General features: G+C 40.5%; 27 protein-coding genes and 1 pseudogene. 10 read left to right on the plus strand and 18 right to left on the minus strand.

Annotation, left to right across the window (positions count from 1 at the left end):
• Window positions 1-233: 233 nt before the first annotated feature.
• On the minus strand, window positions 234-1,976 hold the full coding sequence (locus FTU36_RS13190; RefSeq protein ID WP_180118219.1) for an FAD-dependent monooxygenase: 1,743 nt from the start codon (window positions 1,974-1,976) through the stop codon (window positions 234-236).
• A gap of 156 nt (window positions 1,977-2,132) precedes the next feature.
• On the opposite strand from FTU36_RS13190, the gene FTU36_RS13195 reads away from it, so the two are divergent.
• On the plus strand, window positions 2,133-3,014 hold the full coding sequence (locus FTU36_RS13195) for a LysR family transcriptional regulator (RefSeq protein WP_180118221.1): 882 nt from the start codon (window positions 2,133-2,135) through the stop codon (window positions 3,012-3,014).
• Between the two features lie 15 nt (window positions 3,015-3,029).
• Window positions 3,030-3,347 (plus strand): NGG1p interacting factor NIF3, encoded by a 318-nt coding sequence (locus FTU36_RS13200; RefSeq protein ID WP_180109514.1) that lies wholly within the window; start codon window positions 3,030-3,032, stop codon window positions 3,345-3,347.
• 174 nt (window positions 3,348-3,521) lie between these two features.
• Here the strand turns inward: FTU36_RS13200 and FTU36_RS13205 are convergent.
• Both FTU36_RS13205 and FTU36_RS13210 read right to left on the minus strand, forming a co-directional pair.
• Window positions 3,522-4,295, minus strand: a pseudogene (locus tag FTU36_RS13205) (nitroreductase family protein).
• Between the two features lie 96 nt (window positions 4,296-4,391).
• A complete protein-coding gene (locus FTU36_RS13210; protein WP_180009958.1) occupies window positions 4,392-5,192 on the minus strand; it encodes an enoyl-CoA hydratase-related protein in 801 nt (266 codons plus the stop codon).
• A gap of 106 nt (window positions 5,193-5,298) precedes the next feature.
• Here FTU36_RS13210 and FTU36_RS13215 point away from each other — a divergent pair, with 106 nt between their 5' ends.
• Together FTU36_RS13215 and FTU36_RS13220 are read left to right on the plus strand one after the other, a co-directional pair.
• Complete coding sequence (locus FTU36_RS13215) at window positions 5,299-5,868, plus strand: nicotinate-nicotinamide nucleotide adenylyltransferase (protein WP_180026888.1); 570 nt, start codon at window positions 5,299-5,301, stop codon at window positions 5,866-5,868.
• Window positions 5,869-5,954: 86 nt separating this feature from the next.
• Window positions 5,955-6,521: a YceI family protein gene (locus tag FTU36_RS13220; protein WP_180003275.1), complete on the plus strand. Its 567-nt coding sequence runs from the start codon at window positions 5,955-5,957 to the stop codon at window positions 6,519-6,521.
• A 17-nt stretch (window positions 6,522-6,538) separates the two neighbouring features.
• Here the strand turns inward: FTU36_RS13220 and FTU36_RS13225 are convergent, their stop codons facing one another.
• Complete coding sequence (locus FTU36_RS13225; protein ID WP_180118223.1) at window positions 6,539-7,426, minus strand: LysR family transcriptional regulator ArgP; 888 nt, start codon at window positions 7,424-7,426, stop codon at window positions 6,539-6,541.
• Between the two features lie 138 nt (window positions 7,427-7,564).
• Here FTU36_RS13225 and FTU36_RS13230 point away from each other — a divergent pair, with 138 nt between their 5' ends.
• Complete coding sequence (locus tag FTU36_RS13230; RefSeq protein WP_180118225.1) at window positions 7,565-8,164, plus strand: LysE/ArgO family amino acid transporter; 600 nt, start codon at window positions 7,565-7,567, stop codon at window positions 8,162-8,164.
• Between the two features lie 59 nt (window positions 8,165-8,223).
• Here the strand turns inward: FTU36_RS13230 and FTU36_RS13235 are convergent, their stop codons facing one another.
• From FTU36_RS13235 to dapD, 5 genes are all read right to left on the minus strand, one after another.
• Window positions 8,224-8,682: a peroxiredoxin gene (locus FTU36_RS13235; RefSeq protein ID WP_180118247.1), complete on the minus strand. Its 459-nt coding sequence runs from the start codon at window positions 8,680-8,682 to the stop codon at window positions 8,224-8,226.
• 134 nt (window positions 8,683-8,816) lie between these two features.
• Complete coding sequence (locus tag FTU36_RS13240) at window positions 8,817-9,224, minus strand: hypothetical protein (RefSeq protein ID WP_078192024.1); 408 nt, start codon at window positions 9,222-9,224, stop codon at window positions 8,817-8,819.
• Window positions 9,225-9,237: 13 nt separating this feature from the next.
• A complete protein-coding gene (gene queC / locus FTU36_RS13245; protein WP_078190349.1) occupies window positions 9,238-9,909 on the minus strand; it encodes a 7-cyano-7-deazaguanine synthase QueC in 672 nt (223 codons plus the stop codon).
• A 29-nt stretch (window positions 9,910-9,938) separates the two neighbouring features.
• Window positions 9,939-10,649, minus strand: a complete 711-nt coding sequence (queE, locus tag FTU36_RS13250) for a 7-carboxy-7-deazaguanine synthase QueE (protein ID WP_180114786.1) — start codon at window positions 10,647-10,649, stop codon at window positions 9,939-9,941.
• Window positions 10,650-10,762: 113 nt separating this feature from the next.
• The gene (gene dapD, locus FTU36_RS13255) at window positions 10,763-11,584 is read right to left on the minus strand and encodes a 2,3,4,5-tetrahydropyridine-2,6-dicarboxylate N-succinyltransferase (RefSeq protein ID WP_078190347.1); all 822 of its coding nucleotides are present in this window, start codon (window positions 11,582-11,584) and stop codon (window positions 10,763-10,765) included.
• A gap of 373 nt (window positions 11,585-11,957) precedes the next feature.
• Here dapD and carO point away from each other — a divergent pair, with 373 nt between their 5' ends.
• Window positions 11,958-12,686, plus strand: a complete 729-nt coding sequence (gene carO / locus FTU36_RS13260; RefSeq protein WP_111883964.1) for an ornithine uptake porin CarO — start codon at window positions 11,958-11,960, stop codon at window positions 12,684-12,686.
• Between the two features lie 58 nt (window positions 12,687-12,744).
• On the opposite strand, the gene FTU36_RS13265 is transcribed toward carO, so the two are convergent.
• From FTU36_RS13265 to FTU36_RS13300, 8 genes are all read right to left on the minus strand, one after another.
• On the minus strand, window positions 12,745-13,959 hold the full coding sequence (locus FTU36_RS13265) for an OmpP1/FadL family transporter (RefSeq protein WP_257224862.1): 1,215 nt from the start codon (window positions 13,957-13,959) through the stop codon (window positions 12,745-12,747).
• A gap of 153 nt (window positions 13,960-14,112) precedes the next feature.
• Window positions 14,113-15,036, minus strand: a complete 924-nt coding sequence (locus FTU36_RS13270; protein ID WP_180118227.1) for a CysB family HTH-type transcriptional regulator — start codon at window positions 15,034-15,036, stop codon at window positions 14,113-14,115.
• 55 nt (window positions 15,037-15,091) lie between these two features.
• A complete protein-coding gene (locus FTU36_RS13275) occupies window positions 15,092-16,153 on the minus strand; it encodes a sulfate/molybdate ABC transporter ATP-binding protein (protein WP_078190344.1) in 1,062 nt (353 codons plus the stop codon).
• 11 nt (window positions 16,154-16,164) lie between these two features.
• A complete protein-coding gene (gene cysW / locus FTU36_RS13280) occupies window positions 16,165-17,052 on the minus strand; it encodes a sulfate ABC transporter permease subunit CysW (RefSeq protein ID WP_180118229.1) in 888 nt (295 codons plus the stop codon).
• On the minus strand, window positions 17,049-17,882 hold the full coding sequence (gene cysT / locus FTU36_RS13285; RefSeq protein ID WP_078190342.1) for a sulfate ABC transporter permease subunit CysT: 834 nt from the start codon (window positions 17,880-17,882) through the stop codon (window positions 17,049-17,051). Before cysT ends, cysW begins: the two co-directional genes overlap by 4 nt.
• Window positions 17,883-17,967: 85 nt before the next feature.
• Window positions 17,968-18,573 (minus strand): alpha/beta hydrolase, encoded by a 606-nt coding sequence (locus FTU36_RS13290; RefSeq protein ID WP_180022492.1) that lies wholly within the window; start codon window positions 18,571-18,573, stop codon window positions 17,968-17,970.
• A gap of 33 nt (window positions 18,574-18,606) precedes the next feature.
• Complete coding sequence (locus FTU36_RS13295) at window positions 18,607-19,620, minus strand: sulfate ABC transporter substrate-binding protein (RefSeq protein ID WP_180118231.1); 1,014 nt, start codon at window positions 19,618-19,620, stop codon at window positions 18,607-18,609.
• 176 nt (window positions 19,621-19,796) lie between these two features.
• Window positions 19,797-20,804 (minus strand): sulfate ABC transporter substrate-binding protein, encoded by a 1,008-nt coding sequence (locus FTU36_RS13300; RefSeq protein WP_180048714.1) that lies wholly within the window; start codon window positions 20,802-20,804, stop codon window positions 19,797-19,799.
• Window positions 20,805-20,966: 162 nt separating this feature from the next.
• On the opposite strand from FTU36_RS13300, the gene pabC reads away from it, so the two are divergent.
• The 4 genes from pabC to FTU36_RS13320 all read left to right on the plus strand — a co-directional run bounded on the left by pabC (window position 20,967) and on the right by FTU36_RS13320 (window position 23,934).
• Window positions 20,967-21,776, plus strand: coding sequence for an aminodeoxychorismate lyase (gene pabC / locus FTU36_RS13305; protein WP_180118233.1), 810 nt, complete (start codon window positions 20,967-20,969; stop codon window positions 21,774-21,776).
• 1 nt (window position 21,777) lies between these two features.
• Window positions 21,778-22,830, plus strand: coding sequence for an endolytic transglycosylase MltG (mltG, locus tag FTU36_RS13310; RefSeq protein WP_180118235.1), 1,053 nt, complete (start codon window positions 21,778-21,780; stop codon window positions 22,828-22,830).
• Between the two features lie 9 nt (window positions 22,831-22,839).
• The gene (gene tmk, locus FTU36_RS13315; protein ID WP_180007633.1) at window positions 22,840-23,445 is read left to right on the plus strand and encodes a dTMP kinase; all 606 of its coding nucleotides are present in this window, start codon (window positions 22,840-22,842) and stop codon (window positions 23,443-23,445) included.
• Window positions 23,446-23,514: 69 nt separating this feature from the next.
• Window positions 23,515-23,934, plus strand: coding sequence for a PaaI family thioesterase (locus FTU36_RS13320; protein WP_180007634.1), 420 nt, complete (start codon window positions 23,515-23,517; stop codon window positions 23,932-23,934).
• Between the two features lie 80 nt (window positions 23,935-24,014).
• On the opposite strand, the gene nadB is transcribed toward FTU36_RS13320, so the two are convergent.
• Complete coding sequence (gene nadB / locus FTU36_RS13325; protein WP_180118237.1) at window positions 24,015-25,661, minus strand: L-aspartate oxidase; 1,647 nt, start codon at window positions 25,659-25,661, stop codon at window positions 24,015-24,017.
• Window positions 25,662-25,801 lie beyond the last annotated feature (140 nt).

Consider the following 25,801-nt stretch of genomic DNA (forward strand, 5'->3'; position numbering starts at 1 on the left):
CAAGTAACTTGGACCAGTGTTGATCATTTAGCATTGTTCGAGGCATAGCGAGTGTAAAATTGGGTTTGGCGATTTAATTTTACTATCTCGCTATTTTTTTAATCAACAAATGTCAACAGACCCTAGTATTGTTGTTAGATAAAGCTGAATTAGGTGTAGAAAAAAAACAACATTGTTGGAAAGAAAAATCCTAAAATATTGAATTAATAAAACCACCCGAAGGTGGTTTTTGATTAAATAGCCAATTGGATCTGCTTTAACACCGCCTTCAACGTATTTTCATAATCAAAAGCAGCATTAGTACTGTCTTGGTATCGCCAAGCGACATAACCATCTGGACGAACTAAGACAGCGCCTGATTCATGGATTTCAGATTTCGCATTCCATGTCCCATAAACGTCACGATATTCACGTGATCCAATTTGAATCACATCTAAATAAGGTAGATTCAACGATTCAGCAGCAGATTTCCAACCTTTGCCTGAAAGACCTGTCAGTAGGGTGAAACGACCATGCCCTGTAATATCTAACGTTGATTGCTTATCGCCTTTGGCATCAATAATCCAAGTATGTGGAACTTTAGCCCCCGGACGCGTGGTTGCTTGCAAGTAAAGCTGTTGATCTTTGGCAAAGATCTCAGGTTCAGATTCAGCAATCATGGCATTGGATGTATAGCGCTGATTCAACTCTACACCTTGGGCATTAAACTCAAAGTTTTTAATTTCTAAGGCTTGATATAGCTTTTGACGAATTTCTGCAGCTTGTTCATCTTCCGCAAAAATACGTTGCATCATTTGAGCTTGAGTTGTGATGCCTTGGTCAAAGCCAAATACCTCTTTGAGATGCTTATAGTCAAAGCGAGATTGATTGGCACGCGCCACGATTTGCTTGCCGACAGGCGCACGCTCAGTGGTATAAGATTCAAGTAGAGCTGGAGCAGCCCAACCTTTGATGGCATACGCCAATTTCCAACCGAGGTTAAAGGCATCTTGCATACAGGTATTTGAACCTAAGCCACTTGATGGTGGATGACGATGCACCGCATCACCACCGCAGAATACACGCCCTTTTGAATATTCGGTTGCCCATGTTTGGTTCACATACCAATAAGACAGTTTTTGAATTTCGACATTTTCAACTTCAGCACCGACAAAGGCATTTAAACGTGCCCGAACTTGTTCTTCGGTCACTTGCGGTTCGCCTTTGGAAATATCAAAGCCCCAACCCATAATCCATTCATTCCAAGGTGTAATAGCACGGAGTAAGCCCATGCCCAAATCACCAAAGCTCGCTTCAGGGTTAACAATCCATTGCAAAATTGCAGGGCGGTTTTTCACATATTGTGAAAGATCCGCTTTGAAAGTCACGTATACCGTACCTGCACGAGCCATGATCCCTTCGAGGGGTAAATCAAGCTCTTCAAGCACTTTAGAACGAGTACCATCCATACCAATTAAATATTTGGCACGTAAGCTAAATTCAGTTTGGGTAATACGGTTAAGGAATGTTGCTGTTACGCCATGTTCATCTTGTACATGCGATAAATATTCAGTATTAAAATTATAAATCGCACCACGTTCTGCTGCATTTTTTACCAACAAGGCTTCCATTTTCGGCTGAATGAGATCGACTAATGGACAAGGACTGCCTTTAATATAATCGCCATGACGTTCATCACCCGTTCCCCAAGCACTCATACGGGCAATTTCTTCACCGACAAGACTTGTGGTAATGAGGCTTTCACCCATTTGTTCCCAAGGTGTGGCAATGTCGAGAACTTGTTCTTCGATACCTAAGTCACGTAACACTTCCATCGCACGTTGGTTGGTAATATGGGCACGAGGACTATTGGCTAACCAATTAAATTGGGTAAAAAGCTGAACCTGAATGCCATAATTTGCCAAGGCTAAACCTAAAGTAGAACCCGCAGGCCCTGTGCCAATAATCAGAACATCGGTATCGAATTGCTGTGTCATACAAAACTCCATGTGTATGTGAAGCGCAAACTTGGAATAGTCCGCAGTCTAGGCAAATGATTTTCCGAGTAGAATGGATATTCATATAAACTATAGATCTATTGGTATTTTGACTGCATGACACGGGTGATGTAGTAAGTATGTGGAGTGAAGCGAATGGAATTACGACATTTACGTTATTTTGTGACGGTGGCGAAAGAACAGAGCTTTACCAAGGCAGCGGAAAAACTATTTACAGCACAACCATCGCTTAGTCAGCAAATTAAAGACTTAGAGCAAGAGGTTGGGGTGCAATTATTTGAACGTTCTGCTCGCAAAGTTTTACTGACCGATGAAGGGCAGGCTTTTCTGAAATATTCCGAGCAAGCACTAGAAAATGCCAAACAAGCTGTAGCTGCAGCTCGCCACGTGGCGCAAGCCAAAAATAATCAAATACATATTGGCTTTTTAAATGTCGCAGAATTGAAAATTATGCCGAGTATTTTGGCGCAATTAAAACAACATATCCCTGATTTAAAAATTCATTTACATAGCTTGACGTGTACAGAGCAAATCCAAAAACTTAAAAATACCGAATTGGATATTAGCTTTACTCGTCATCACTTAATTCATGACGACTTCACCAATATTCAGGTTTTAAGTGAGCAGATTTATCTAGTCGGTGCAGCGCATTTGCATCCATCAGATCGCATCTTAAAACTTCAAGAGTTAAAAAATCACACCATTATTATGTGTGAACAAAATGCTTCTCCTGTGTTTTACGATACCTTAAATGCCTTGATTCCTTTTGATCAGCAACAACATGATCACATGCTGTGGGTGACCAATGTCATGCAGCATTTAAATTTGATTAATATGGGTATGGGGCTGAGTTTTGTGCCCGAATATTTACTGAAGTTTTTAAATGATTCGGTCAAAGTCATTCAAACAGATATGGAATTACCGAAACTAGGTTTATATGTTACCTATCCGCATGCATCGAATAATACGGCATTGAAAATGATTTGCAGTGCTTTAAATGATGTGACTGCACAATAGCGTCTGGAATAGTCAATGTTAAAACTAATTTATTATGTACCTGAGTCTCACCTAGAGTCGACTAAACTGGCTGTTTTTGAAGCTGGAGCAGGCGGTATAGGCAACTATGAACACTGCGCTTGGCAGGTGTTAGGTACAGGGCAATTTAAACCTGTAAAAGGCGCAAATCCTTTTATTGGTGAGTTGGATCAGCTGGAGTCTATCCCTGAATGGCGAGTGGAAACCATCGTGCCTGAAGAGAAGGCGAGTGAGGTCGCAAGGTCTTTAAAAGTAAGTCATCCTTATGAAGAGCCGGCATTTGAGTTTATTCAAATGGTGGATGTAAGTTTTTAATTCATAATGAAAGTTCCCTCTCCTTTTAAAGGAGAGGGTTAGGGAGAGGATTTATCAGATTATGCCCCTCATCTTCTTACGAAGAATGCTCCTCTTCCCGAAGGGAGACGGGACTTACCTAATATTTAAAGTTATGCAGTCAATTGCGGTTGTGACTATTCTTTTGAAAGCAAATTATATCTTCTGAATAAACAGCTCACGGTCAAAACGATACTGCGGGAAGAATACACCATCTTTAGCACGTTCACCTGCACCAATCACCATCACTGGGTATTGCTGAGCATTTAATCTTAAAATCTTCTTCACCAAAGGTTCATCAAAACCTTCCATCATACAACTGTCAAAACCATAGGCACGTAAAGCCAAAACTAAGTTTTCACAAGCCAATGCTGTGGTTTTGCTCGCCCAAAGTTTTGCATCTGCTTCATTAAATGCTGTTACAGGCAATTGTTTATCCAGTGTACGTGCAACTTTGAAAGCAACTTTCTTAAAGTTACCTAGGGCGTTGAAGTAGCCTGTCTTATAGTTATAAGGAATGAACTTGTAATACTTCTGCACAGCTGCAGGTGCTTCAGGGAATGGAAATTCGGAAATATTACGTTTAGCCATTTCATCTACACGGTCGGTACGCGCGACACAGACAATCAATTCAGCAGCAGTTTTTGCAGCTAGTTGCCCTAGGCAAGCTTTCACTAATTATTTTTTCTTTGTAGGGTTTTGAACGACGTAGAATGTCCACGGTTGTAAATTCGATGAATTGGGTGCAAGTAAGGCGAGGTCTAAGCATTCATCTAAAACATCGTTTGGAATGGCCTTGTCGGTAAACTTACGTACAGAACGACGGCTTTGTACAATTTTTTTAAAATTCTCGATATCGATGCCTTCAGGCGCAGGCTCGTAGTAGCGTTTCTTTTCAGGTTTAGTTTCAGTTTGTGATGCTGCAGTCATGTGGAAACATCCAGTTTTTAAATTTAGAAAATAGATTGGGGCTAAGATGAAAAAAACCACCCAAATATGAGTGGTTTTTTACGTTCCATTAAAACATTAATTGAACTGAGAGAAGTCAGGTTTGCGTTTTTGCATAAAGGCTGCAACAGCTTCCATCATTTCTGGAGAACCTACTCGATCCATGAAAATCTCAGCTTCATGGTCAATCCATGCCACGATTTCATCTACATTATGTTTCATTAATGCTTTTGATTGAACCAAAGACGCTAGTGGAAGTGCAGATAACTGTGCTGCTTTTTTCGCAGCTGTCGCATAAGCATCTTCTTCAATGCTATTGACCAAATTTGCTGAAAGCGCTGTCGCACTATCAAACTTCTGAGCAGTTAACAGTAATTCCGCCGCTTTATGGTAGCCGGCTTGTTGAACCAATAGCTTGCTCGATGCACCTTCAGGCGATAGACCAAGGCTCACAAACGGAATTTGGAATAGGGCAGTATTGTCGCTGTAGACTAGATCGCAATGAAGCAGAATCGTAACACCAATCCCAATGGCAACACCGCGAACCGCAGCAATCAGCGGCTTAGAAAATTGAGCAGCAGATTTTAATAAAATGAACGGTGCGCCTTCAGAAGCTGGAGCTTGCCCTTTTTGAGCAGCAGATTTCATAAAATCTTGCATGTCATTGCCCGCACTGAAGTCCGCATCTTGACCACGGAGTACAACTACACGCACTGAAGTATCTTCATCAGCTTCATCTAATGCTTTTGCAATCCACAGATATAGTTCTGTATACAGCGCGTTCTTCGCCTGAGGTCGGTTGATGGCTAAGGTCAGTACGCCATTGTCCAAATTCGCATTCAAATGTTCATGGGGTTGTTGAATACAGCTCAGTGTCATCGTACTATCCTTGCGTAAAAGTTTCGTTTTGATTTTATGCTCAACATTATGTCGCATATTTCAGCCTGTGGCACAACTGCTCAGTTCATAAAAAGTTTGATTTGATATGAAATATACATTTGATTATTTGGTTTTCATTGGGCGTTTTCAGCCGTTCCATTTAGCACATCTGCAAACCATTAAAATTGCCTTGCAACAAAGTCAATATGTGCTTCTGGCGCTTGGTTCGGCGCAAAATGAACGTAATATCAAAAATCCATTTTTGGCTGTAGAACGTGAGCAGATGATCCTTTCAAGTTTTTCAGAGCAAGATCAGAAGCGAATCAAGTTTGTGCATGTGATTGATGTATATAACGATGAAAAATGGCAAAAGTTAGTCAAATCTTTGGTAGATGATGTAGTTGAAACGAATGCAAAAGTCGGTTTGATCGGGCATTTTAAAGATGATTCTTCTTATTATTTAAAATTCTTCCCCGAGTGGAAAATGGTTGAGCTGGATAGTCTAGAAGGGGCGATTTCTGCGACACCAGTACGTGAAGCGTATTTTCGTGGTGAAATTCAGCATAATGCTTTTCCTCAAGGTACCGTCGAATTTTTGCAAAAATTTCAACAGACAGACATTTATAAACAACTTCAACACAAATTTATGACTCAGGATAAAACAAATCTGCTATAAAAAAACGCTAAAATTTCTAGCACTACAATGGAGCAAAAAATAAACATTGTAGTGATTTTAGGTTGTGTTTTATTCAGGAGAAAAACATGAATTTGCGTCACGGAACCTTAGCAAAATATATGGGAGCCTTCGCTTTATGCTGCGTATTGCCCCTACATGCTGCTGAGTGGACGCTAACGCCTAATAGTCAGGTCACTTTTGGCATTAAATCTGTGGGGCTGTCTATTGTAGAAGGGCGCTTTAATAAGGTTCAGTCGAACCTTAAGTTTGATCCTGAAATTCCACATAAAGGTTCAGCGCATTTACTGTTAGATGTAGATAGCATTAGTTTTAGTAACCCAAGCTTAAAGGGATTAATCTTGGGAAGTGAATATTTTGATGCCGCTGAATTTAAGCAAGTGAAGTTTGTCAGTAAACAAATCGAACCAGTGGCATATGCGAAGTATATGATTCGAGGGGATCTCACCATTCGTGGTATCACTAAACCTGTGATCTTCGATACCACACTCACCCCAAATCCGCAAAATCCAAAAGTGTTGGATGTTCAATCTTTGGCAACCATTAAGCGTAGTGATTTTGGTATGCGTAAAGCACTGGGTGGTGTTGGTGAGCAAGTATTGATACAGCTCAAAGGCCAATGGCGGCTTGAATAACCGCAGTCTTACAGGGTTTAACACATATGATCTTTGGCATGTTGCAGCACAACAGCAGTCAATTTTTGTAATTGAACAGATTGTTGGTTCCAGTGATGCCAATACAAGGCTAAATCAATACTGAGTTCTGTTGAAAGCTCTATCAATTTTCCCTCTGCCAATAAGTCTTTGCTTTGATAGTCGGGTAACCATCCATAGCCCAAGCCCATCGTAATGGCATCAAAAAATGCCGTTGAAGAGGGAATGAAATGATGTGGATATTGTGAAGGATTGAGTCCGAAATTTTTCTGAATCGATCGCGTATGTAGGTCATCTTTCTCATTAAAAATCAGTGCAGGCGCAGCCCTTAACGCATTTCGCGTCACGCCTTGACCGAACCATCTTTGTATAAAATCAGGGGTTGCTACAAAGCGATAATGCATTTCACCCAGATATTCTGCGACGCAGCCTTTCATGGCTTCTGATTCTGTTGTGACACAGGCATTGACCAGTCCTGCTTCTAATAAATGATGTGTTTGTGACTGATCATCGACCTGAAAATGAATCACGATTTTTTCTTCAATTAAGAGATCTTTGAGTAGCGGAAGCAGCCATGTCGCAAGTGAGTCAGCATTGGTTGCAATATTGACTTGATAGAAAGCATTCGCCGTTTGTCCTGTTAGATTTTGCAGAAAATTATGTTCTAGTAATTTGCTGTGTTGTAAATAATGCAATAAAGATTGGCCTGCGAGTGTTGGGCGGCAGGGCCGTTCACGCACAATGAGCACATGACCTAATTTCTTTTCTAAGGTTTGTAGCCTGAGCGTGACCGCAGATGCCGTAATATTTAAACGCAGTGCCGCTTGTTCAAAGCTTCCTGTTTCTGCAACCGCAAGAAATGCTTCACTATGTTTGCTTTGTAACATGAGTCACCTATGAGCATTAGAAATTCTATAAACTAAGAAAAACTTAGTTATATTGATATTTATTTATAAATACTTATTTTTAGCAATAAGCTTGGATAATAGCAACATTCATTTAAAGCTTTGAAAGTGTAGTTAAAAATGTTGCACAGTTATATGCAAGGGCTCGCAATTGGATTTAGCCTAATTATCGCGATTGGTGCGCAAAATGCGTTTATTCTCAAGCAAGGGTTAAAAAAGCAGTATGTCTTTTGGCTCTGCGCTATTTGTGCTGCTTCTGATTCGATACTCATCTTATTGGGAGTGCTCGGATTCTCCCAATTGGTTGAAAGTCATCCGGAAATTGTCAATGCAGCGAAATATTTGGGCGCAACGTTTTTAGCAGTTTATGGGGTACAGCATTTTCTGCAAGCCTTTAAAACTTCGAGCAGTTTAGCGCCCAGTGAGAAGAATGAAACCAAACTATTGAAGTTGATACTGATTTGCTTGGCTTTAACGTGGTTAAATCCACATGTGTATCTCGATACGGTTGTGCTGATTGGGTCTATTTCCACGAAGTTTGAATCGACAGCAGTATATTTTGCGATTGGGGCAATTACAGCTTCATGGGTATTTTTCTTTGTCCTCGGATTTGGCGCGCGCTATTTATTACCGCTCTTCCAAAGTGCAAAGGCATGGAAAGTTTTAGACTTTATTATTGGCGTTGTGATGTGGGGAATTGCAATTTCATTATTGCGCTAGTTAGAAGCTCTTATTAAGTTTGAGCCCATTCCTATAGGAGCAGGCTCAAATCATTACTTTTATGCTGCTTGTAATGCTTTTAAATCTTCTAGGACTTGTTCTGCATGGCCTGCGGCTTTGACTTTACGATATTCTTTCACCAGCTTGCCATGATGGAAAATAAAGGTTGAGCGTTCGATGCCCATAACCTTTTTGCCATACATATTTTTTTCTTTAATCACATCGAAATGCTGACATAGCACTTCTTCTTTATCACTGATTAAATCAATGCTTAGATTTTGCTTTTCAGTGAAGTTTTGATGGGCTTTAATCGAGTCGCGAGAAATGCCGTAGATTGGTGTATTAAGCGCATCAAACTGATCTTTTAAGCATGAAAACCCAATGGCTTGCGTCGTACAACCTTGTGTTGAATCTTTAGGGTAGAAGTAGATGATCAGCCAGTCATTATTTAGTTCTGCAAGGTTGACTTCACCTGAGGTGGTTGGGAAGGTTTGATTTGGTAAGCTAATTTCAGTCATGAAGATTTCCTTTTTCATGTCTTATCCCTAAATGGGCTTAAACAAAGTATGTGAAATATGACCATCATACAGAATTTACTTTGAACTTAAAGCAATAAAAAAGCCTGCATTTGCAGGCTTTTTTAAGACGAAAATTATTTTTTCGCTTGAGCAGATTTCATTGCTTCTTCAGTTAAATTTTTTAATTTACCTGTTAACTGAGGACCGAAACATGCTTGAAGGTCTTTATTTTGTTTTTGAACAAAAGCGAGTGTTGCAGGGCTTTTCTTCTGGTTGATTGTGCTTTGGATTTCCCATTTTTGAGCATTGGTTAAACGACCATCTGCTTCAACAGCACAAGTACAGTATTTGCTAACTTCAGCGGCAGTTAGTTTTTTACCTTTGCCAGTTTCTTCTTTACAAACATTAATTAACGAAGATTTTACGTTAGTGCTCTTATATGCTTGTTGAAGCTTGTCGTTGTCAGCGTGTGCAACTGAAGCAAACAATGCAGCTGCAGAGAAAGCAGCAGAAAGAATAATGTTTGATTTTAAATTTTTCATAAACCCTACCTTGTTATTTCGGTATGTAACGTGTCGGATCTTCAACACCTGCGTCAACGAAACCTTGTTTACGAAGACGGCAGCTATCGCATTTACCGCAAGCACGACCTTGGTCATCTGCTTGATAGCAAGACACCGTTTGACTGTAGTCTACGCCATGTTCTATACCTAAGCGAATGATATTTGCTTTGGATAAATGTAACAGAGGTGTTTCAAATTTAAGTGGTTTTCCTTCAACGCCAACTTTAGTTGCAAGGCGAGCCATGTTGGCAAAGGCTTCGATAAACTCTGGACGGCAGTCTGGATAGCCTGAGTAATCAACCGCATTAATACCAATGACAATTGCTTCTGCACCAAAAACTTCCGCCGCAGCTAAAGCATATGACAAGAAAATCGTGTTACGCGCTGGTACATAAGTTACAGGAATACCGGCTTGTTCATGATCAGGAACTTCAATGCTATGGTCAGTTAACGCAGAGCCACCTAAGTTACCTAAATCGATATTAATGACACGATGTTCTACACCAGCCTGCTTAGTTAACTCACGAGCAGCATCTAGTTCTGTCGTAGAACGTTGACCATACATAAAACTCAAGGCGATACATTCATAACGCGCTTGAGCCCAAGCTAAACAAGTGGTTGAGTCTAAGCCGCCAGACAATAAAACTATGGCACGAGGGCGCATATGCATTACTCCAAATAATTCTTTAAAACTTAACGACCAGTTTCATCGTTCCAAAGCAATTTATGTAATTGCAATTGGAAGCGAACAGGGAGATGGTCTTCTAAAATCCACTGTGCTAAATCACGTGCAAGCTGAGGCAAACGAACAGCACCTTTTTCAACGGCAAAGGCCGGAGAGAACCAAATGGTGTTGACTTTTTCGTTTAGCTTATAGCGCTCAACTTGCTGTTTTGACCATTCATAGTCTTCACGATTACAAATTACAAATTTGATTTGATCATGTGGCGTTAAATGGTCGAAGTTGCTAAGCAAGTTTCGTGCAACTTCGCCCGATGTCGGGGTTTTTAAATCCATAACTTTTGAAACACGCGGGTCAACTTTAGACACATCTAAAGCACCACTAGTTTCTAAAGAGACTTCGCAGCCTAAATCGGCCAGACGAGTCATGAGGGGAAGGGCGTTCGGTTGAGCAAGTGGCTCACCACCCGTCACGCAAATATAAGGAGTTTTAAAATCTAAAGTGGTTTGAATAATTTCTTCTAATGATTGGCGTTCACCGCCTTCAAACGAATAGGTTGTATCACAATAAGTGCAACGTAACGGACAGCCCGTCAAGCGGATAAAGACCGTAGGCAAACCTGCGGTATTGGCTTCACCTTGCAATGAATAAAAAATCTCCGTAATACGTAAACCCGCAGACGGATCAGAAACAGGAATAGCGGAAGATCGAAGGGTACTCATAACAAAATTAACCAGATATAAAAAAACAAAAAATCTCTACGATTATTGCTAACCGTAGAGACGAGGAGCGATAGAAGCTCCACGGAACACGAATGCTCCGCTGAAATAAAGACTTAGTCTTCGCGTAATAATTCGTTCAAGCTTGTTTTCGCACGAGTTTTCGCGTCAACTTTTTTCACGATTACTGCCGCGTAGAGGCTGTATTTACCGCATTTAGACGGCAGGCTACCAGAAACCACAACAGAACCAGCAGGAACACGGCCGTAATGGATTTCGCCAGTTTCACGGTCATAAATCTTAGTCGATTGACCAATGAATACGCCCATTGAAATCACAGAACCTTCTTCTACGATCACACCTTCAACGATCTCAGAACGCGCGCCGATAAAGCAATTGTCTTCAATAATTGTTGGATTCGCTTGAAGTGGTTCAAGAACACCACCAATACCAACGCCACCAGATAAGTGAACATTTTTACCAATTTGAGCACATGAACCAACGGTTGCCCATGTATCAACCATAGTACCTTCGTCAACATATGCACCAATATTGACATATGAAGGCATCAATACAACATTTTTTGCTTGGAAAGAACCTTTACGTGCTACAGCAGGTGGTACTACACGTACACCTGCAGCTTTAAATTGTTCTTCAGTCCAGTCAGAGAACTTAGTATCAACTTTGTCATAGAAGCGTAAGTCACAAGCTTCCATTGGTTTGTTGTCGTTCAATTTGAATGAAAGCAAAACGGCTTTTTTCACCCATTGATGAACAATCCATTCACCATCAATTTTTTCAGCAACACGTAATGTACCGTTATCTAGGCCAGCGATCACTTCTTCTACTGCTGCACGTACTTCAGCAGGACAGTCAGCTGCAGTGAAATTAGCACGGTCTTCAAACGCTTGTTCAATGATTGTTGAAAGCTGAGACATGTTCTTCCATCCAGAAAAAAATTTTCCAAGATTTTACACTAAATCGAGTCAAAAATAGATGGTAAATCGTCCTAGGATCGGAATTAATTATTAAGCAAGCGCTAAAAGCAAAAAACTAAAGGTGATGGATGTAGCATTTTTATAAAGTTTGTATATAAATTACGCGAAATATACAGAAATTGTCCCAATCATCTTTATCCTTTTTAAAAAATGAAGAAAAAACTCTTTATTAATCAATATTAAAATATAAATGTATCAAAAGTTAACAAAAAATCAGTAAATTTGCATAAAAGTTGAGCTGTGTTTCCTTTTAACATGTGCCATATAACAAGTCTGTAAAATCTGAATAACAGTTTATTTTGAGGAGAAACACATGAAATCATTACGTTTATTAACAGTAGCTGCTCTACTTACTGCTGCAGGTACTGCAATGGCAGATACCTCTGTAGTTCATGATGGCTATGCATTTGATCAAAACCAACTTATCCCAACTGGCGCTCGTCTAGAAGTGGGTACGACTGGTTATGGTGGTGCGTTACTTTGGACTGCGAACCCATACGTCGGCCTTGCATTAGGTTATAACGGTGGTGATATTTCGTGGACAGATGATGTCTCTATTGATGGTACAAAGTACGATCTAGATATGGAAAATAGCACTGCGTATTTGAATGCTGAGATTCGTCCTTGGGGAGCAAGTGCAAATCCATGGGCACAAGGTTTATACGTTGCAGCAGGGGTGGGTTATATTGATAACGAATATGATCTAACTAAACGTTCTAAAGATGGCACAATTAAAATCAATGGTACAAATTATTCGTATAACGGATCTGTTAACGGAAACATGTCTTACGAAAATGATATTGCACCGTATGTAGGTTTGGGTTTTGCGCCGAAATTAAATAAAAACTGGGGTGTCTTTGGTGAAGTGGGTGCTTACTACACAGGTAATCCAGCAGTTGACTTAGATAAATCTGGTACATTTGTTAATGCTGCTGGTGGTAATGCATCTGCAGATTTACGAGCAGAAGAGCAAAAAATCCGTGAAGATGATAAATATCAATGGCTTCCAGTAGGTAAAGTAGGTGTGAGCTACCATTGGTAAGTTCTTACTGAAACAAAAAAACGAGCTTCGGCTCGTTTTTTTTGTTTTTAGAAGGCGTTTAAAATCTGTGACCAAATTTCAGACCATAGATCATGGCATCATTGTCTGAGACACTTGCAAGACCTGAAATATGAGATGTTTCAGTATTCGATGGTTTTGAGAGTTTCATATAATACAGGCCAGTCGCTAGAAAATTGTTCGGGTTAAATTTATGCATCATACCTAAACCTAAACCTCGATAGCCATCACTTGGGTTTAAGGTAGACGCCGCATTTCCTGTCCCGTTGTCCCAAATAAACTCTGCAGCAGCGAGCCAATTCGGATTCAATTGATGTGCAATCCCTAACTTTCCTGACCATTGATCTTTCTGATATTCCACCAATTGGATATCAGCTAAATCACGGTATTGTGGATCGAGTGCTGCGTATTGAAGCACGGCATTAAACTGCGGTGGCTGAATGTTGAAATGTTTCCAATTAATCCACCGAACTGTGCCATATACAACATTGTGTGGGCTAATGGCTGTTTGAAATTCAAAATTGACGCTTTGTGGCGTTTGAATGGAGGTATGGGTGTCTGGTACTAATTGAAAAGGACCATTTGAATATAAAGTTGATTCAGAGGTCTTATTTTCATGTTTGATTTTTGAACGATAGGTTAGGCCAGTTTTAATAGCATATTCAGGGATTTGATAGCTTAAACCGAGCAGCCAACCAAGCGCTTCATCTTGTTTAAAATCGGCATGGTAGCCATTGAGAGCAGCATATTGTTGCCCAGAAATTTTTAAATCACCTTTAAATGTTTGTAGGCTTAAACCGCTATAAATATTCCAATTATTATTGGGTTGATAGCCTACCAGTCCAGTTAGGTTATGCGTTCTAAAGTTAATATCGGCGCTTTCAATATCGATATTTGAGCTATCTGGTAATCGAGGACTATATTGATAACTGATATCGGTATGAAAGGGTTGTTCATAAATCACCCCCGCAGAAATATTTTTATGCGGTTGAATTTTAAGTGCCAATTTCCCAGAAAATTGTTGATGGGCGAGATTCCCTGTAGAAAAATCAGTGATGCCCAACTCACTGATTAAACCTTGGTTTTGAACTTTGCCGTCCACTTGAGCATCGACGTAAGCGAAACTGACTTCAGTATAATTTCCGGGTTCAAGAAAGGCCGAGATCGATTGATCTGAGTTTTCTATCCCTGCTGCATACATGATTTGTATGGGACAGACGATACCGACTGCCACTGCGACGAATTGATTTTTCATAAATATGGGTCGGAAGTAATAAGGTTTTAATTTTTATTGTGTTGGATGTATTTTAATCAAAATTAAAAATAAAGCCAAGAAAACTTAGATAAAATATGTGTTTACCAAAAAAAGAGGACAGTAGGTGTCCTCTTTAATTCGTCAATTGGCCTATCATTCTTCTGGGTAAGCGACTTTTTTCAACGCTTTGATGTCAGCATCTGGTGAACATAAAGAAATAAACTCATAGCCATAACCGCGTAGTAAATGTCCTTTGCGAACAGCAATCCAAGTGGTATTAACACCAAAAATATCGGTAGGAATTTGTTTTAAACGGTAATCACGTTCTGGGTCATATGCCACATCGTTGACAATACCCACTCCCATATTAAGTTCAACATAGGTTTTAATAACGTCTGCATCAAGTGCGGACATCACGATATCAACATCAAAGCCTGAATCTTCAAAGGCTTTATCAATTTTTGAACGACCTGTAAAACCACCGTGATAGGTAATAATTGGATAGTTCGATAAATCTTCAATGGTGATATTTGATTTTTGGGTCAGTGGGTGCTCTTTAGGCGTGATGATGCTGTGTTGCCAGTTGTAGTAAGGCACGCTTGCCAGGTTATCTTCATTGGTTAATGATTCGGTTGCGATCCCGATATCCGCTTCACCTTGAAGGAGCATTTCTGTAATTTCAATAGGGCTTGCTTGTTGCAAAATTAGATGAACTTTTGGAAATTCTTTTTTAAATTGGTTCACAATCGGCGGCAAGACATAACGTGCTTGCGTATGTGTGGTCGCAATCGTCAATGTCCCTTCATCTACTTTGTTGAAGTCATCTGCTAGACGTTTAATATTGTCTGCATCTACAAGCATGCGTTCAACGATACCCAATAATGACTGGCCTGGTTCGGTTAAACCGAGTAAACGTTTACCTTTACGGATGAACAGCTGTACACCAAGTTCATCTTCTAGATCTTTGATGTGTTTACTCACGCCTGACTGCGAAGTGTAAAGTGCAGCAGATGCTTCTGTTAAATTAAAATTCTGACGTACTGTTTCTCGAATAATTCTTAATTGTTGGAAATTCATAATTTTATTTTACCTTAAAAGCAAGTGGGGCTTGTGACGGCCCCAACTTTTTGTTTTATGCAACTTGGTTTTCAAATAAATGCAAGTTTGTTGCACTTAACCATACCGTTTGATTTGGGCGGAATTGATGGGCTTTCGCTTCATCTGCCGTTAATGAAATTTCAATAAGATTACCTTGACGGTCATGCAGTTCAGCAATGACTTTACCTGCAATCCAAAGCTCACGTACAAAAGTCGCTTGAATGGCATTTTCTTGCGGCTGTGCATGAATACGCAGTTCATCCGGACGAGCAAAGGCAATGACATTGCCTTGCGGTGCATTGGCATTTTGTGGCAACAAAATTCGGTCTTCACCAATTTGAATAAGGCCATTGCTATTTTGACCTTCAAAACGGTTGGCTTGACCTAAAAAGTCAAATACAAACGGTGTTGCAGGTTTTTCATAAACTTCACGTGGCGAGCCAATCTGTTCTACGTTGCCTTTGTTCATCACAATGATTTGATCGGCCACTTCAAGCGCTTCTTCTTGGTCATGGGTCACGAAAATAGAGGTGATGTGGAGTTCGTCATGTAAGGTACGTAACCAGCGGCGTAATTCTTTACGAACTTTGGCATCCAATGCACCAAAAGGTTCATCCAGTAATAACACACGCGGTTCAACCGCTAAAGCACGCGCTAAGGCAATACGTTGACGTTGACCACCTGAAAGCTGAGCTGGGTAACGGTCAGCCAAGAAACCAAGCTGAACAAGATCAAGCAAACGAGTAACCCGTTTTTTGATTTCCGCTTCAGATGGACGTGTTGCACGTGGGCGTACGCGTAAACCAAAAGCAATGTTGTCAAATACGGTCATATGGCGGAACAGTGCATAATGCTGGAATACAAAACCAACTTCACGTTCACGGACGTGAACTTTAGTGGCATCTTCACCTTCTAGAATGACTTGACCGCCATCGGCAGATTCAAGACCTGCAATGATACGCAATAGGGTAGTTTTACCACAGCCAGATGGGCCAAGCAGCGCAACGAGCTGACCATCAGGGAAATCTAAAGAGATATTTTTAAGTGCATGGAATGCACCAAAGTGTTTTTCAATATTTTTTACTTGAATACTCATGAGGTCATTCCTTAAGAAACTTGTGAATCTTCTTTACGCTTGTCTTGTCGTTCCTGACGTAGTTCAACCCATGTTTTTAAAATCAGGGTCACAATCGCCAAGAGCGCTAATAGTGAAGACACAGCAAAAGCAGCACTAAAGGTATATTCGTTATAAAGGATTTCTACGTGTAGCGGTAAGGTGTTGGTTTCGCCACGAATGTGACCTGAAACCACAGAAACAGCACCAAACTCACCCATTGCACGTGCATTACAGAGAATCACGCCGTAGATTAAGCCCCATTTGATATTTGGAAGTGTCACTTTCCAGAATGTCTGCCAGCCTGAAGCACCCAATACGATTGCTGCTTCTTCTTCCTCTGTTCCTTGAGCTTCCATTAATGGAATCAACTCACGTGCCACAAAAGGAACGGTAATAAACACAGTAGCAAGGACGATGGCTGGAACGGCATATAAAATTTTGATGTCGTTATCCATCAGCCAGCCGCCTAACCAACCTTGAGTACCAAAAATCAATACCAACATTAAGCCAGCAATAACTGGAGAAACTGAAAATGGCATATCAATAATCGTGGTTAAGATAGATTTACCACGGAAATTAAACTTGGCAACAGACCATGCCGCAGCTACACCAAAAACGACGTTTAACGGTACGGCAATCACAGCTGTTAATAATGTCAATTTCACCGCAGATAAGGTGTCTGGATGAACCAGTGCTTGGAAGTAAACGCCAACACCTTGCTTAAAGGCCTCAACGAAAACCAAAACCAATGGCAGAATCAGGCAGCTCGCAAAGAAAATCAATGCAATCACTATCAGTGTATAGCGTACCCACGTTGGTTCACGTGTTGCATCACGCGACTGTAATTTTTCCGCAAGCGCATTACTATTCGTATTCATCGTGCAGTTCTCCCTGTACGGCGACTTGCCCATGCTTGAACCAAGTTAATTAAGAATAAAATGGCAAAAGAAATCACCAGCATCACGACTGCAATCGTGGTCGCGCCTGCATAATCATATTCCTCAAGACGAGAGATGATCATCAATGGCGCAATTTCAGTTTTGAAGGGTTGGTTACCTGCGATAAAAATCACCGATCCATACTCACCCACACCGCGTGCAAAGGCCAAAGCAAAACCTGTTAACAGCGCAGGAAATAGAATAGGTAAGATCACTTTGGTCACGATCTGAAAGCGATTTGCGCCCAGTGCCGAAGCTGCTTCTTCAAGTTCAGTTTCTAGGTCGCTCAGTACAGGCTGTACAGTACGAACCACAAAAGGAATACCAATAAAGATGAGGGCCAAGGTAATACCGATCGGGGTATATGCGACTTTAATGCCAATGGGTTCAAGGTACTGACCGATCCAACCAGTCGGTGCATATAACGAAGTTAATGCAATACCCGCAACGGCAGTTGGCAATGCAAAAGGTAAATCAACCAATGCATCGACAATACGTTTACCAGGGAAGGTATAACGAACCAAGCACCATGCTAAGAGTAAACCAAAAACCACATTAACTAACGCAGCAATAATGGCGGCACTAAAACTCAGTTGTAACGATTTTAAAATACGTTCTGAGCTTAAAATCTCCCATAGTCCATCCCAACCGATACCTAAAGATTTAATAAATACGGCCGAAAGGGGGATGAGCACAATTAAGGATAAATACGCTAGGGTAAAGCCTAGAGAAAGACCAAATCCTGGCAGCACTCGGGATCGCTGCGACATGATGACTCCTCAAAATGAGAAAAGCTGACTTAAAAGGTCAGCAAAATTGAATAAATGATTTTGCGACAAGCTTAAAGCTCAGTACTTAAAAAGCAAATTGAAATAAATACTTGTTTTCATCAGTAAAGCTGATATATTTCATGTGGTTTTCTGAAATTAAGTAATTGAAAATTTCAGGAAATGGTCCAAAACCTGATGCAACATTAATGTGTCCTACAGCACCCATATTCACAGGGTAGAGCTTCCAAGCATCTGCAAGTTGTTTTGCATCTTCAAAGCCAAGCCAAGGATCATTTTCACTAATCAACATCGTTGTCGGCACACGAATACTCAGCTGATGAAAAAATGCTTTGTAATCCGTTGTACTGTCGCGTGCAAAGCCGTTTTCTCCAAAGCGAGCTGGATTGGCTGGCGCAACCAAAACTAAATTTTTGATTTTTTTATTGAGTTCTGGATGCAAGGCCAATGCTGCCACCGTGGTTAAACAACCAAAGCTATGCGCCACAATTTGAATTTCACCCTGTAATGGTCGTACGGTTTGAACGAATTGTTTAATCCAGTCTTTTAGTACAGGGTGATTCCAATCCTTTTGCTGAACACGAGAGCTAGACATGAGCTGACGTTGTAACCAAGATTGCCAATGTGCGTGTTCACTACCGCCTACACCCGGGACAATTACTGTATGTGTCATGTCAAGTTCTCCTGATTCAGTCAATGAATGGTCTTATTTTCCATTGTTGGCTTTGACGATTTGGTCAAACACGCCGCCATTTTCAAAGTGTGCTTTTTGGACTTTATCCCAACCACCAAATTCTTTATCAATGGTTACGAGTTTAAGTGGCTTAAAGACTGATGCGTATTGTGCAAGCGTTGTAGGGTTACGTGGACGGTAAAAGTTCTGAGCTGCGATTTGCTGACCACGTGGTGAATAAAGGAAGTTTAAATAACCTTTGGCTAAATAAAGATTGCCTTTTTTCTCCGCATTTTTTTCAAGAACAGCAACAGGTGGCTCAGCTAAAATTGAAAGTGAAGGGGTTACAATTTCAAACTTACCCGGTTGTTCACGAATCGCTAAATGTGCTTCATTTTCCCAAGCTAGTAATACATCACCAATACCACGTTCAGCAAAGGTCGTAGTCGAACCACGTGCGCCTGAATCGAGTACTTTGGTGTTTTTATAAATCTTACGGACAAATTCTTGAGCCGTTGTATCATTACCACCCGTTTGATGTTTTGCCCAAGCCCATGCTGCTAAATAGTTCCAACGCGCACCGCCTGAAGTTTTCGGGTTTGGGGTAATAATACCTACGCCTGGTTTAACCAGATCGCCCCAATCTTTAATCGCTTTAGGGTTGCCTTTACGGACTAAGAACACAATGGTTGAGGTATATGGCGTTGAGTTTTGTGGAAGTTTCTTTTGCCAATCTGCAGGTAAAAGTTTGGCTTTTTCTGCAATCACATCAATATCCGCTGCCAGTGCTAAAGTCACCACATCGGCATCTAAACCATCAATGACGGCACGTGCTTGTTTACCTGAACCACCGTGAGATTGTTTAAAATTAATTTTTTGACCTGTACGGCTTTCCCAATATTTACTGAAGTCTTTATTCACACTTTCATAGAGTTCACGCGTTGGGTCGTAAGATACGTTTAAAAAGTCTTTTGCAGCTGCACCAAAAGAAATCGTCGAGATGACGGCAGCAAGAACACCCAATTTTAATTTTGCGGAAATACTCATGTGAACCTCAATAATTTTTACTTTATCTGTAACATGGGGGAAGAATAGCGCCAATCTTTATGCATAAAAAATAATTAAAAACGAATTTTATATGAATAAAAAAGATAACAAGTGTGTCTACGAAAAAAAAGCATCGACCTTATGCGAAAGGAAGATGCTTTTCTGTATTTAAAGCATTATTTGGAATTATTGGTCTTCACGATTTGATCAAAGACGCCACCATTTTCAAAATGTTTTTTCTGTACTTTGCTCCAACCACCAAACTCTTTATCAATAGTCACTAATTTTAAAGGTTTAAAAACATTTTTATATTTTGCCAGTACCGCAGCATTACGTGGGCGATAATAGTTCTGTGCTGCAATGGTTTGACCTGCAGGTGAGTACAGATAATTTAAATATGCTTTGGCTAAATTTTCATTGCCATCCTTCTTGGCATTTTTTTCTACAATCGCAACAGGTGGCTCGGCCAAGATAGAAAGTGAAGGGGTCACAATCTCAAACTTACCCGGCTGTTCACGAACTGCCAGATGTGCTTCATTTTCCCAAGCCAATAACACGTCACCAATACCACGTTCAGCGAATGTAGTTGTTGCACCACGAGCACCTGAGTCGAGGACTTTGGTTTGCTTATAGATTTGGCGGACAAATTCTTGGGCTTTTGTATCATTACCACCTGCTTGGTGTTTGGCCCAAGCCCACGCAGCTAAATAGTTCCAACGCGCACCACCGGATGTTTTTGGGTTCGGGGTAATAATGTCGACACCCGGTTTAATTAAATCGCCCCAGTCCTTAATGCCTTTCGGGTTACCTTTATGCACTAGGAACACAATGGTCGATGTATAGGGCGTTGAGTTTTGCGGAAATTTCTTTTGCCAGTCTTTTGCAACTAAACCACGTGCAGCAATTTCATCAATATCTGCAGCCAAGGCCAAAGTGACGACATCGGCATCTAGACCATCAATAACTGCACGAGCCTGTTTACCTGATCCACCATGAGATTGTTTAAAGTTAATGTCTTGGCCTGTGGTTTTTTTCCAGTAAACACTAAAGTCTTTATTGAAGTTGTCATACAATTCACGGGTTGGATCATATGACACATTTAAGAAATCTTTGGCAGATGCACTAAATGCTGTGGCAGAAATGAATGCAGCCAAAACCCCAAGTTTTAATTTAGATAGATTCATGTTGTCCTCAATTTTTATACATGTTTTGTTGGATGAGGCAAGAATATCTGTAGTTTTTATGCAGAAAAAAATAATTAAAAAAGAATTTAATATGAACAAAAAAGAAATATATGCTGAACGATTATTTTTTAAAATAAAGTGATGTAATTGGGATGACGACGTATGCAGTGTTTTAAAAATGCGCAGCAAATAGAACAAGTTAATTTACTGGATCGCGCCTTTCACTATGGCGATGGTTGTTTTAGCACGGCACGTATTCGCCAAGGACAAATAGAACTTTTAGCTTTGCATATTGCACGATTAAAACTGAGTAATGAACGTTTAAAGCTAAATGCAGATTTAAGCCTTATTGAATACACTCTAAAATTGTTACGTAAACAAGATGTCGTCAATGGCACTTTAAAAATTGTGTTGAGTCGTGGTATTGGTCAGCGTGGCTATAGTTTACCTGAGCACCCAGCAGATGTTTGGGTGTTTTATTACCCCAAAACCGTTTCAGATTTTGAGTACGAAACTGTCGAAAGTGGTGTATTACATCAAGCTATTGGGTTAACCATGCCAAGTTTGGTGGGCTTAAAGTCCTTAAATCGATTAGAACAAGTCATGCTCAAAGCAGAGTTGGATCAAACCCCATGGGGCGAAGCTTTGGTGACGGATGTGCAAGGTACAGTTGTCGAAGGTGTGAGCAGTAATTGTTTTATTCGTACAAATGAAGGATGGATTACGCCCGAACTTCGTTATAATGGCGTGCATGGTGTCATGCGTGCAGAAATTTTAAAACGGATGCAGCAGCATCAGATTCCATGTACTCAACGTCACGTCAATATGGATGAAATTACGCATTTTCAGAGTGTTTTTTTCTGCAATGCTTTAAGTCCCATGAAAATTGCATCAACTCTGAATGGAGTTGAGTTAGATGTTCAAGCTTGTATTGAACTTTTCCGAACACTTCAATTAAGTCAGATTCGTTAATATGTCCACCGCGTCTAAAAAAACAAATAAGAAAAAATCTGCCAAAGCAGGTTTTCCATTTAAAGCATGTTTGGTTGTGCTACTTGGTATCGTTGTACTTGCGGCGATCTTACTGTGGTCGAGTTTATTTAAAGCCTATCCTGTGGAAGGCAAAAAGCAAATGTTGGCGATTGGTGCAGGGGATACCTATTCAGGATTTATTGACCGACTGGCCAAAGAGAAACAAGTTCATTTTCCTATTATTTTGAAGTTGTACCAAAAGTTCATGATCAATGACACCCTGAAAGCGGGTGTATATGAAATTCATGAAGGCATGAGCGTACGTGAAGTCATGAAACTGATTTCTAACTCTGAAAATGCGCAAATGAATCGAATTTTAGTGATCGAAGGGACGACATTTAAGCAACTGATAGATGCTTTAAAAAATGACCCTTTGGTGACGCATGACATCAGTCATTTAACGTATGCACAAATCTTAAAAGAGCTTGGCATTCCGTATTCACATCCTGAAGGATTATTTGCACCGAATACGTATTTCTTTGCAAAAGGCGAGTCTGATCGAAAAATTTTGAAGGATTTGTATAACCGACAAATTAAAGCCTTAGATCAGGCTTGGACTAATCGAGCTCAAAATTTACCGTACAAAGATAAATATGAAGCCTTAATTATGGCGTCGATTATTGAAAAAGAAACCAGTATTGATAGTGAGCTTGAACAAGTGTCTGGTGTATTTGTGCGTCGTCTCAAACAAGGGATGCGTTTGCAAACAGATCCAACTGTGATTTATGGCATGGGCGATAAATACCAAGGCAATATCACTCGCCAAGATTTACGTACACCTACAGCATATAATACTTATACGATCAATGGCTTACCGCCTACACCGATTGCTTTGCCGAGTCAAAAAGCAATTGAAGCCGCGATGCATCCAGATGCGTCAAATAACATCTATTTCGTGGCAACAGGTAACGGTGGTCATAAATTTAGCAGTAATTTGTCAGACCATAACCGAGCGGTACAAGAGTATTTATCGGTAATTCGTGCGAAAAATTGAGGAGTGAGCATGTTTATTAGTTTTGAAGGCACGGAAGGTGTGGGTAAAACCACGTTGATTCGTAAACTACATGAGCATTTCCAACACTTAGCAAAAGATGTGGTATTAACCCGTGAGCCGGGTGGTACACCTATGGCAGAGCAAATTCGCTCACTGTTACTTTCGGTGAACCACGAAGAAACCATGAGTAATGATACTGAATTATTGCTGATGTATGCAGCACGTGCACAGCATTTAGAAGCCGTGATTCTACCGGCACTGTCTGCAGATAAAATCGTTTTATGTGACCGTTTTACAGATTCGAGTTTTGCATATCAGTGTGCAGGCCGTGGTTTGGACCGAGAAAAACTGAAAGTTTTAAATGGCGGTTTTGTGGCGCGTATGCCTGATATTACCTTTTGGTTAGATGCTCCTATTGAAACGGGGATGTTACGTGCACGTGAACGTGGCGCTTTAGATCGATTTGAGCAAGAGAAAGCAACTTTCTTTGAGAAAGTGCGTTCAGGTTTTGCTGAAATTCATGAAAATGAACCTGCACGCATGAAGCGCCTCGATGCGACGCAAACACCTGAACAGGTTTTTCAACAGGCATTATTGCATTTGCAACAGATCTAAAATGCCATAGTAATCTTTAGGTATTTGATTTAAAAATCATTCATAGCATAAGTTATGGATGATTTTTTTATGCCGCATCGAAAGCAGGCGATTATTGATTTTTTACAACGTGAATTTGCCCCAAGTTTAAAAAATTGCACGATTCAAGAAGTTGGACAGCAAACCGCGACCTTAATTTGGCATGTCACTGAACAAGATCTAAGACCGGGTAATACGATTTCTGGCCCAACCATGATGACTTTGGCTGACTTTGCGCTATATGTGGCCATCTTGGGGGAGATCGGGATTGTGGGACTTGCGGTCACGACCAATATGAATATTAATTTTTTAAGAAAGCCAGAAGCCAATAAAGACTTAATAGGCGAGTGTCGATTGCTGAAAGTGGGCAAAAGTATAATTTATGGTGAGGTGTTGGTGTATTCAGCAGGTGTGGATGAGCCTGTTGCACATATAACAGGAAGCTATTCTATTCCACCGAAGCGATTATAAAGGCTCAATTGCATTTGCTGATTCAAATAAAAAGCCGAATTTACATTCGGCTTTTTATGGTTTTTAGACATTTTAGATGTTTAAGAAATCAGTTCTGTATTCACCAATGGACATTCCACTTGGAAATTGGGTGGAGTTAGGACTGTTTTTCGTAATTCTGCTGCTTGTTCAGGATAGTCCAAAGTGAAATGCAGTCCACGTGATTCTTTACGTTCCATTGCACAGCGTACAATCATTTCTGAAACCAACACTAAGTTACGTAATTCAATCAGATTTTTACTGACTTGGTAGTCTTGGTAATACTCGGTAATTTCACGATTGAGCATTTCAATACGATGGAGCGCACGTTGAAGTCGCTTGGTTGTTCTGACAATACCCACGTAGTTCCACATGGTTTGGCGAAGTTCATCCCAATTCTGCAAAATCACCACGTCTTCATCAGGGTTGGTCACTTGCGAGTCATCCCATTCTGGGACATGAGGCGCCTGATAAGTTCCTTGATGCTGTGCTGTGATATGTGCTGAAGCACTCATACCATAGACAAAACATTCCAGTAAGGAGTTACTCGCCATACGGTTTGCACCATGTAGGCCGGTATAAGAGGTTTCCCCAATGGCATATAGGCCTGGAATATCGGTCTGACTGTTTTCATCAACCACAACGCCACCACAGGTGTAGTGTGCTGCAGGAACCACTGGGATCATTTCTTTGGTAATATCAATACCGAGTTCCATTAAGCGTGCATACAATGTTGGGAAATGTTCTTTGACAAATTCTGCAGGTTTATGGGTGATATCAAGCCAAACATGACGGATTCCTAGACGTTTGATTTCATAATCAATAGCGCGCGCTACGATATCGCGTGGTGCTAATTCGGCACGCTCATCAAAGCGCAGCATAAAGCGTTCACCATCTGGAAGACGTAAATAGGCACCTTCGCCACGCATCGCTTCGGTAATTAAGAAAGAGCGAGCTTGAGGATGATATAAACAGGTTGGATGGAATTGGTTAAACTCCATATTGGCAACACGGCAGCCTGCACGATACGCCATGGCAATACCATCACCCGTCGCAATGTCGGGATTTGATGTATATAAATATGCCTTCATGGCACCACCACAGGCAAGGGCAGTGAAGGGTGCTAAAAAGGTATGTACTTTTTCGGTTTTTTCATCTAAAGCATACAGACCGAGAGCACGGTTTTCAGTTTCAGGATTTAATTTTTGTGCGGTGATTAAATCGATTGCAATAAAATTTTCAAAAAGATGAATATTGGCTTTTTCTTGCGCACGTTCAACCAATGTTGTGGAAATAGCACGACCTGTGGCATCTGCTGCATGAATAATGCGTCGCTGAGAGTGACCACCTTCACGGGTAAGGTGTAATTGTGCTTGTTCATCTAAGGTAAATTGCACACCCTGATTCAGTAGAAAATCGACAGAAGATTTACCACATTCAACGGTTTGTTTTACCGCCGCCATTTCACATAAATGCGCACCGGCAATCATGGTGTCATTGATATGTTGTTCAATAGAATCTGTTTTATCGAGGACGGCTGCTACACCGCCTTGGGCAAAATATGTACTGGCATCCGTCAGCGTCGATTTAGCTAAAACAGCAATATTAAAATGATCTGGTAACGAGAGGGCTAAACTTAAACCTGCACCGCCACTTCCCACAATAATCACATCAAATTGATGTGTCGTGTTTAAATTAGACATGTCCATCAGCTAATTTTAAAAATGTCCGATCATCACAACTGTTTTTGCCTAAAAACGCAATGACTATAAATTAACTAAATAATGAAAAATATTCATAGATCTGTAATATTTAAGGAATGTTTAAGATTATTTATCCTAAATATTCA

This window comes from Acinetobacter sp. YH12096 (genome assembly GCF_013419215.1).
Taxonomy (GTDB): Bacteria; Pseudomonadota; Gammaproteobacteria; order Pseudomonadales; family Moraxellaceae; genus Acinetobacter; species Acinetobacter amyesii.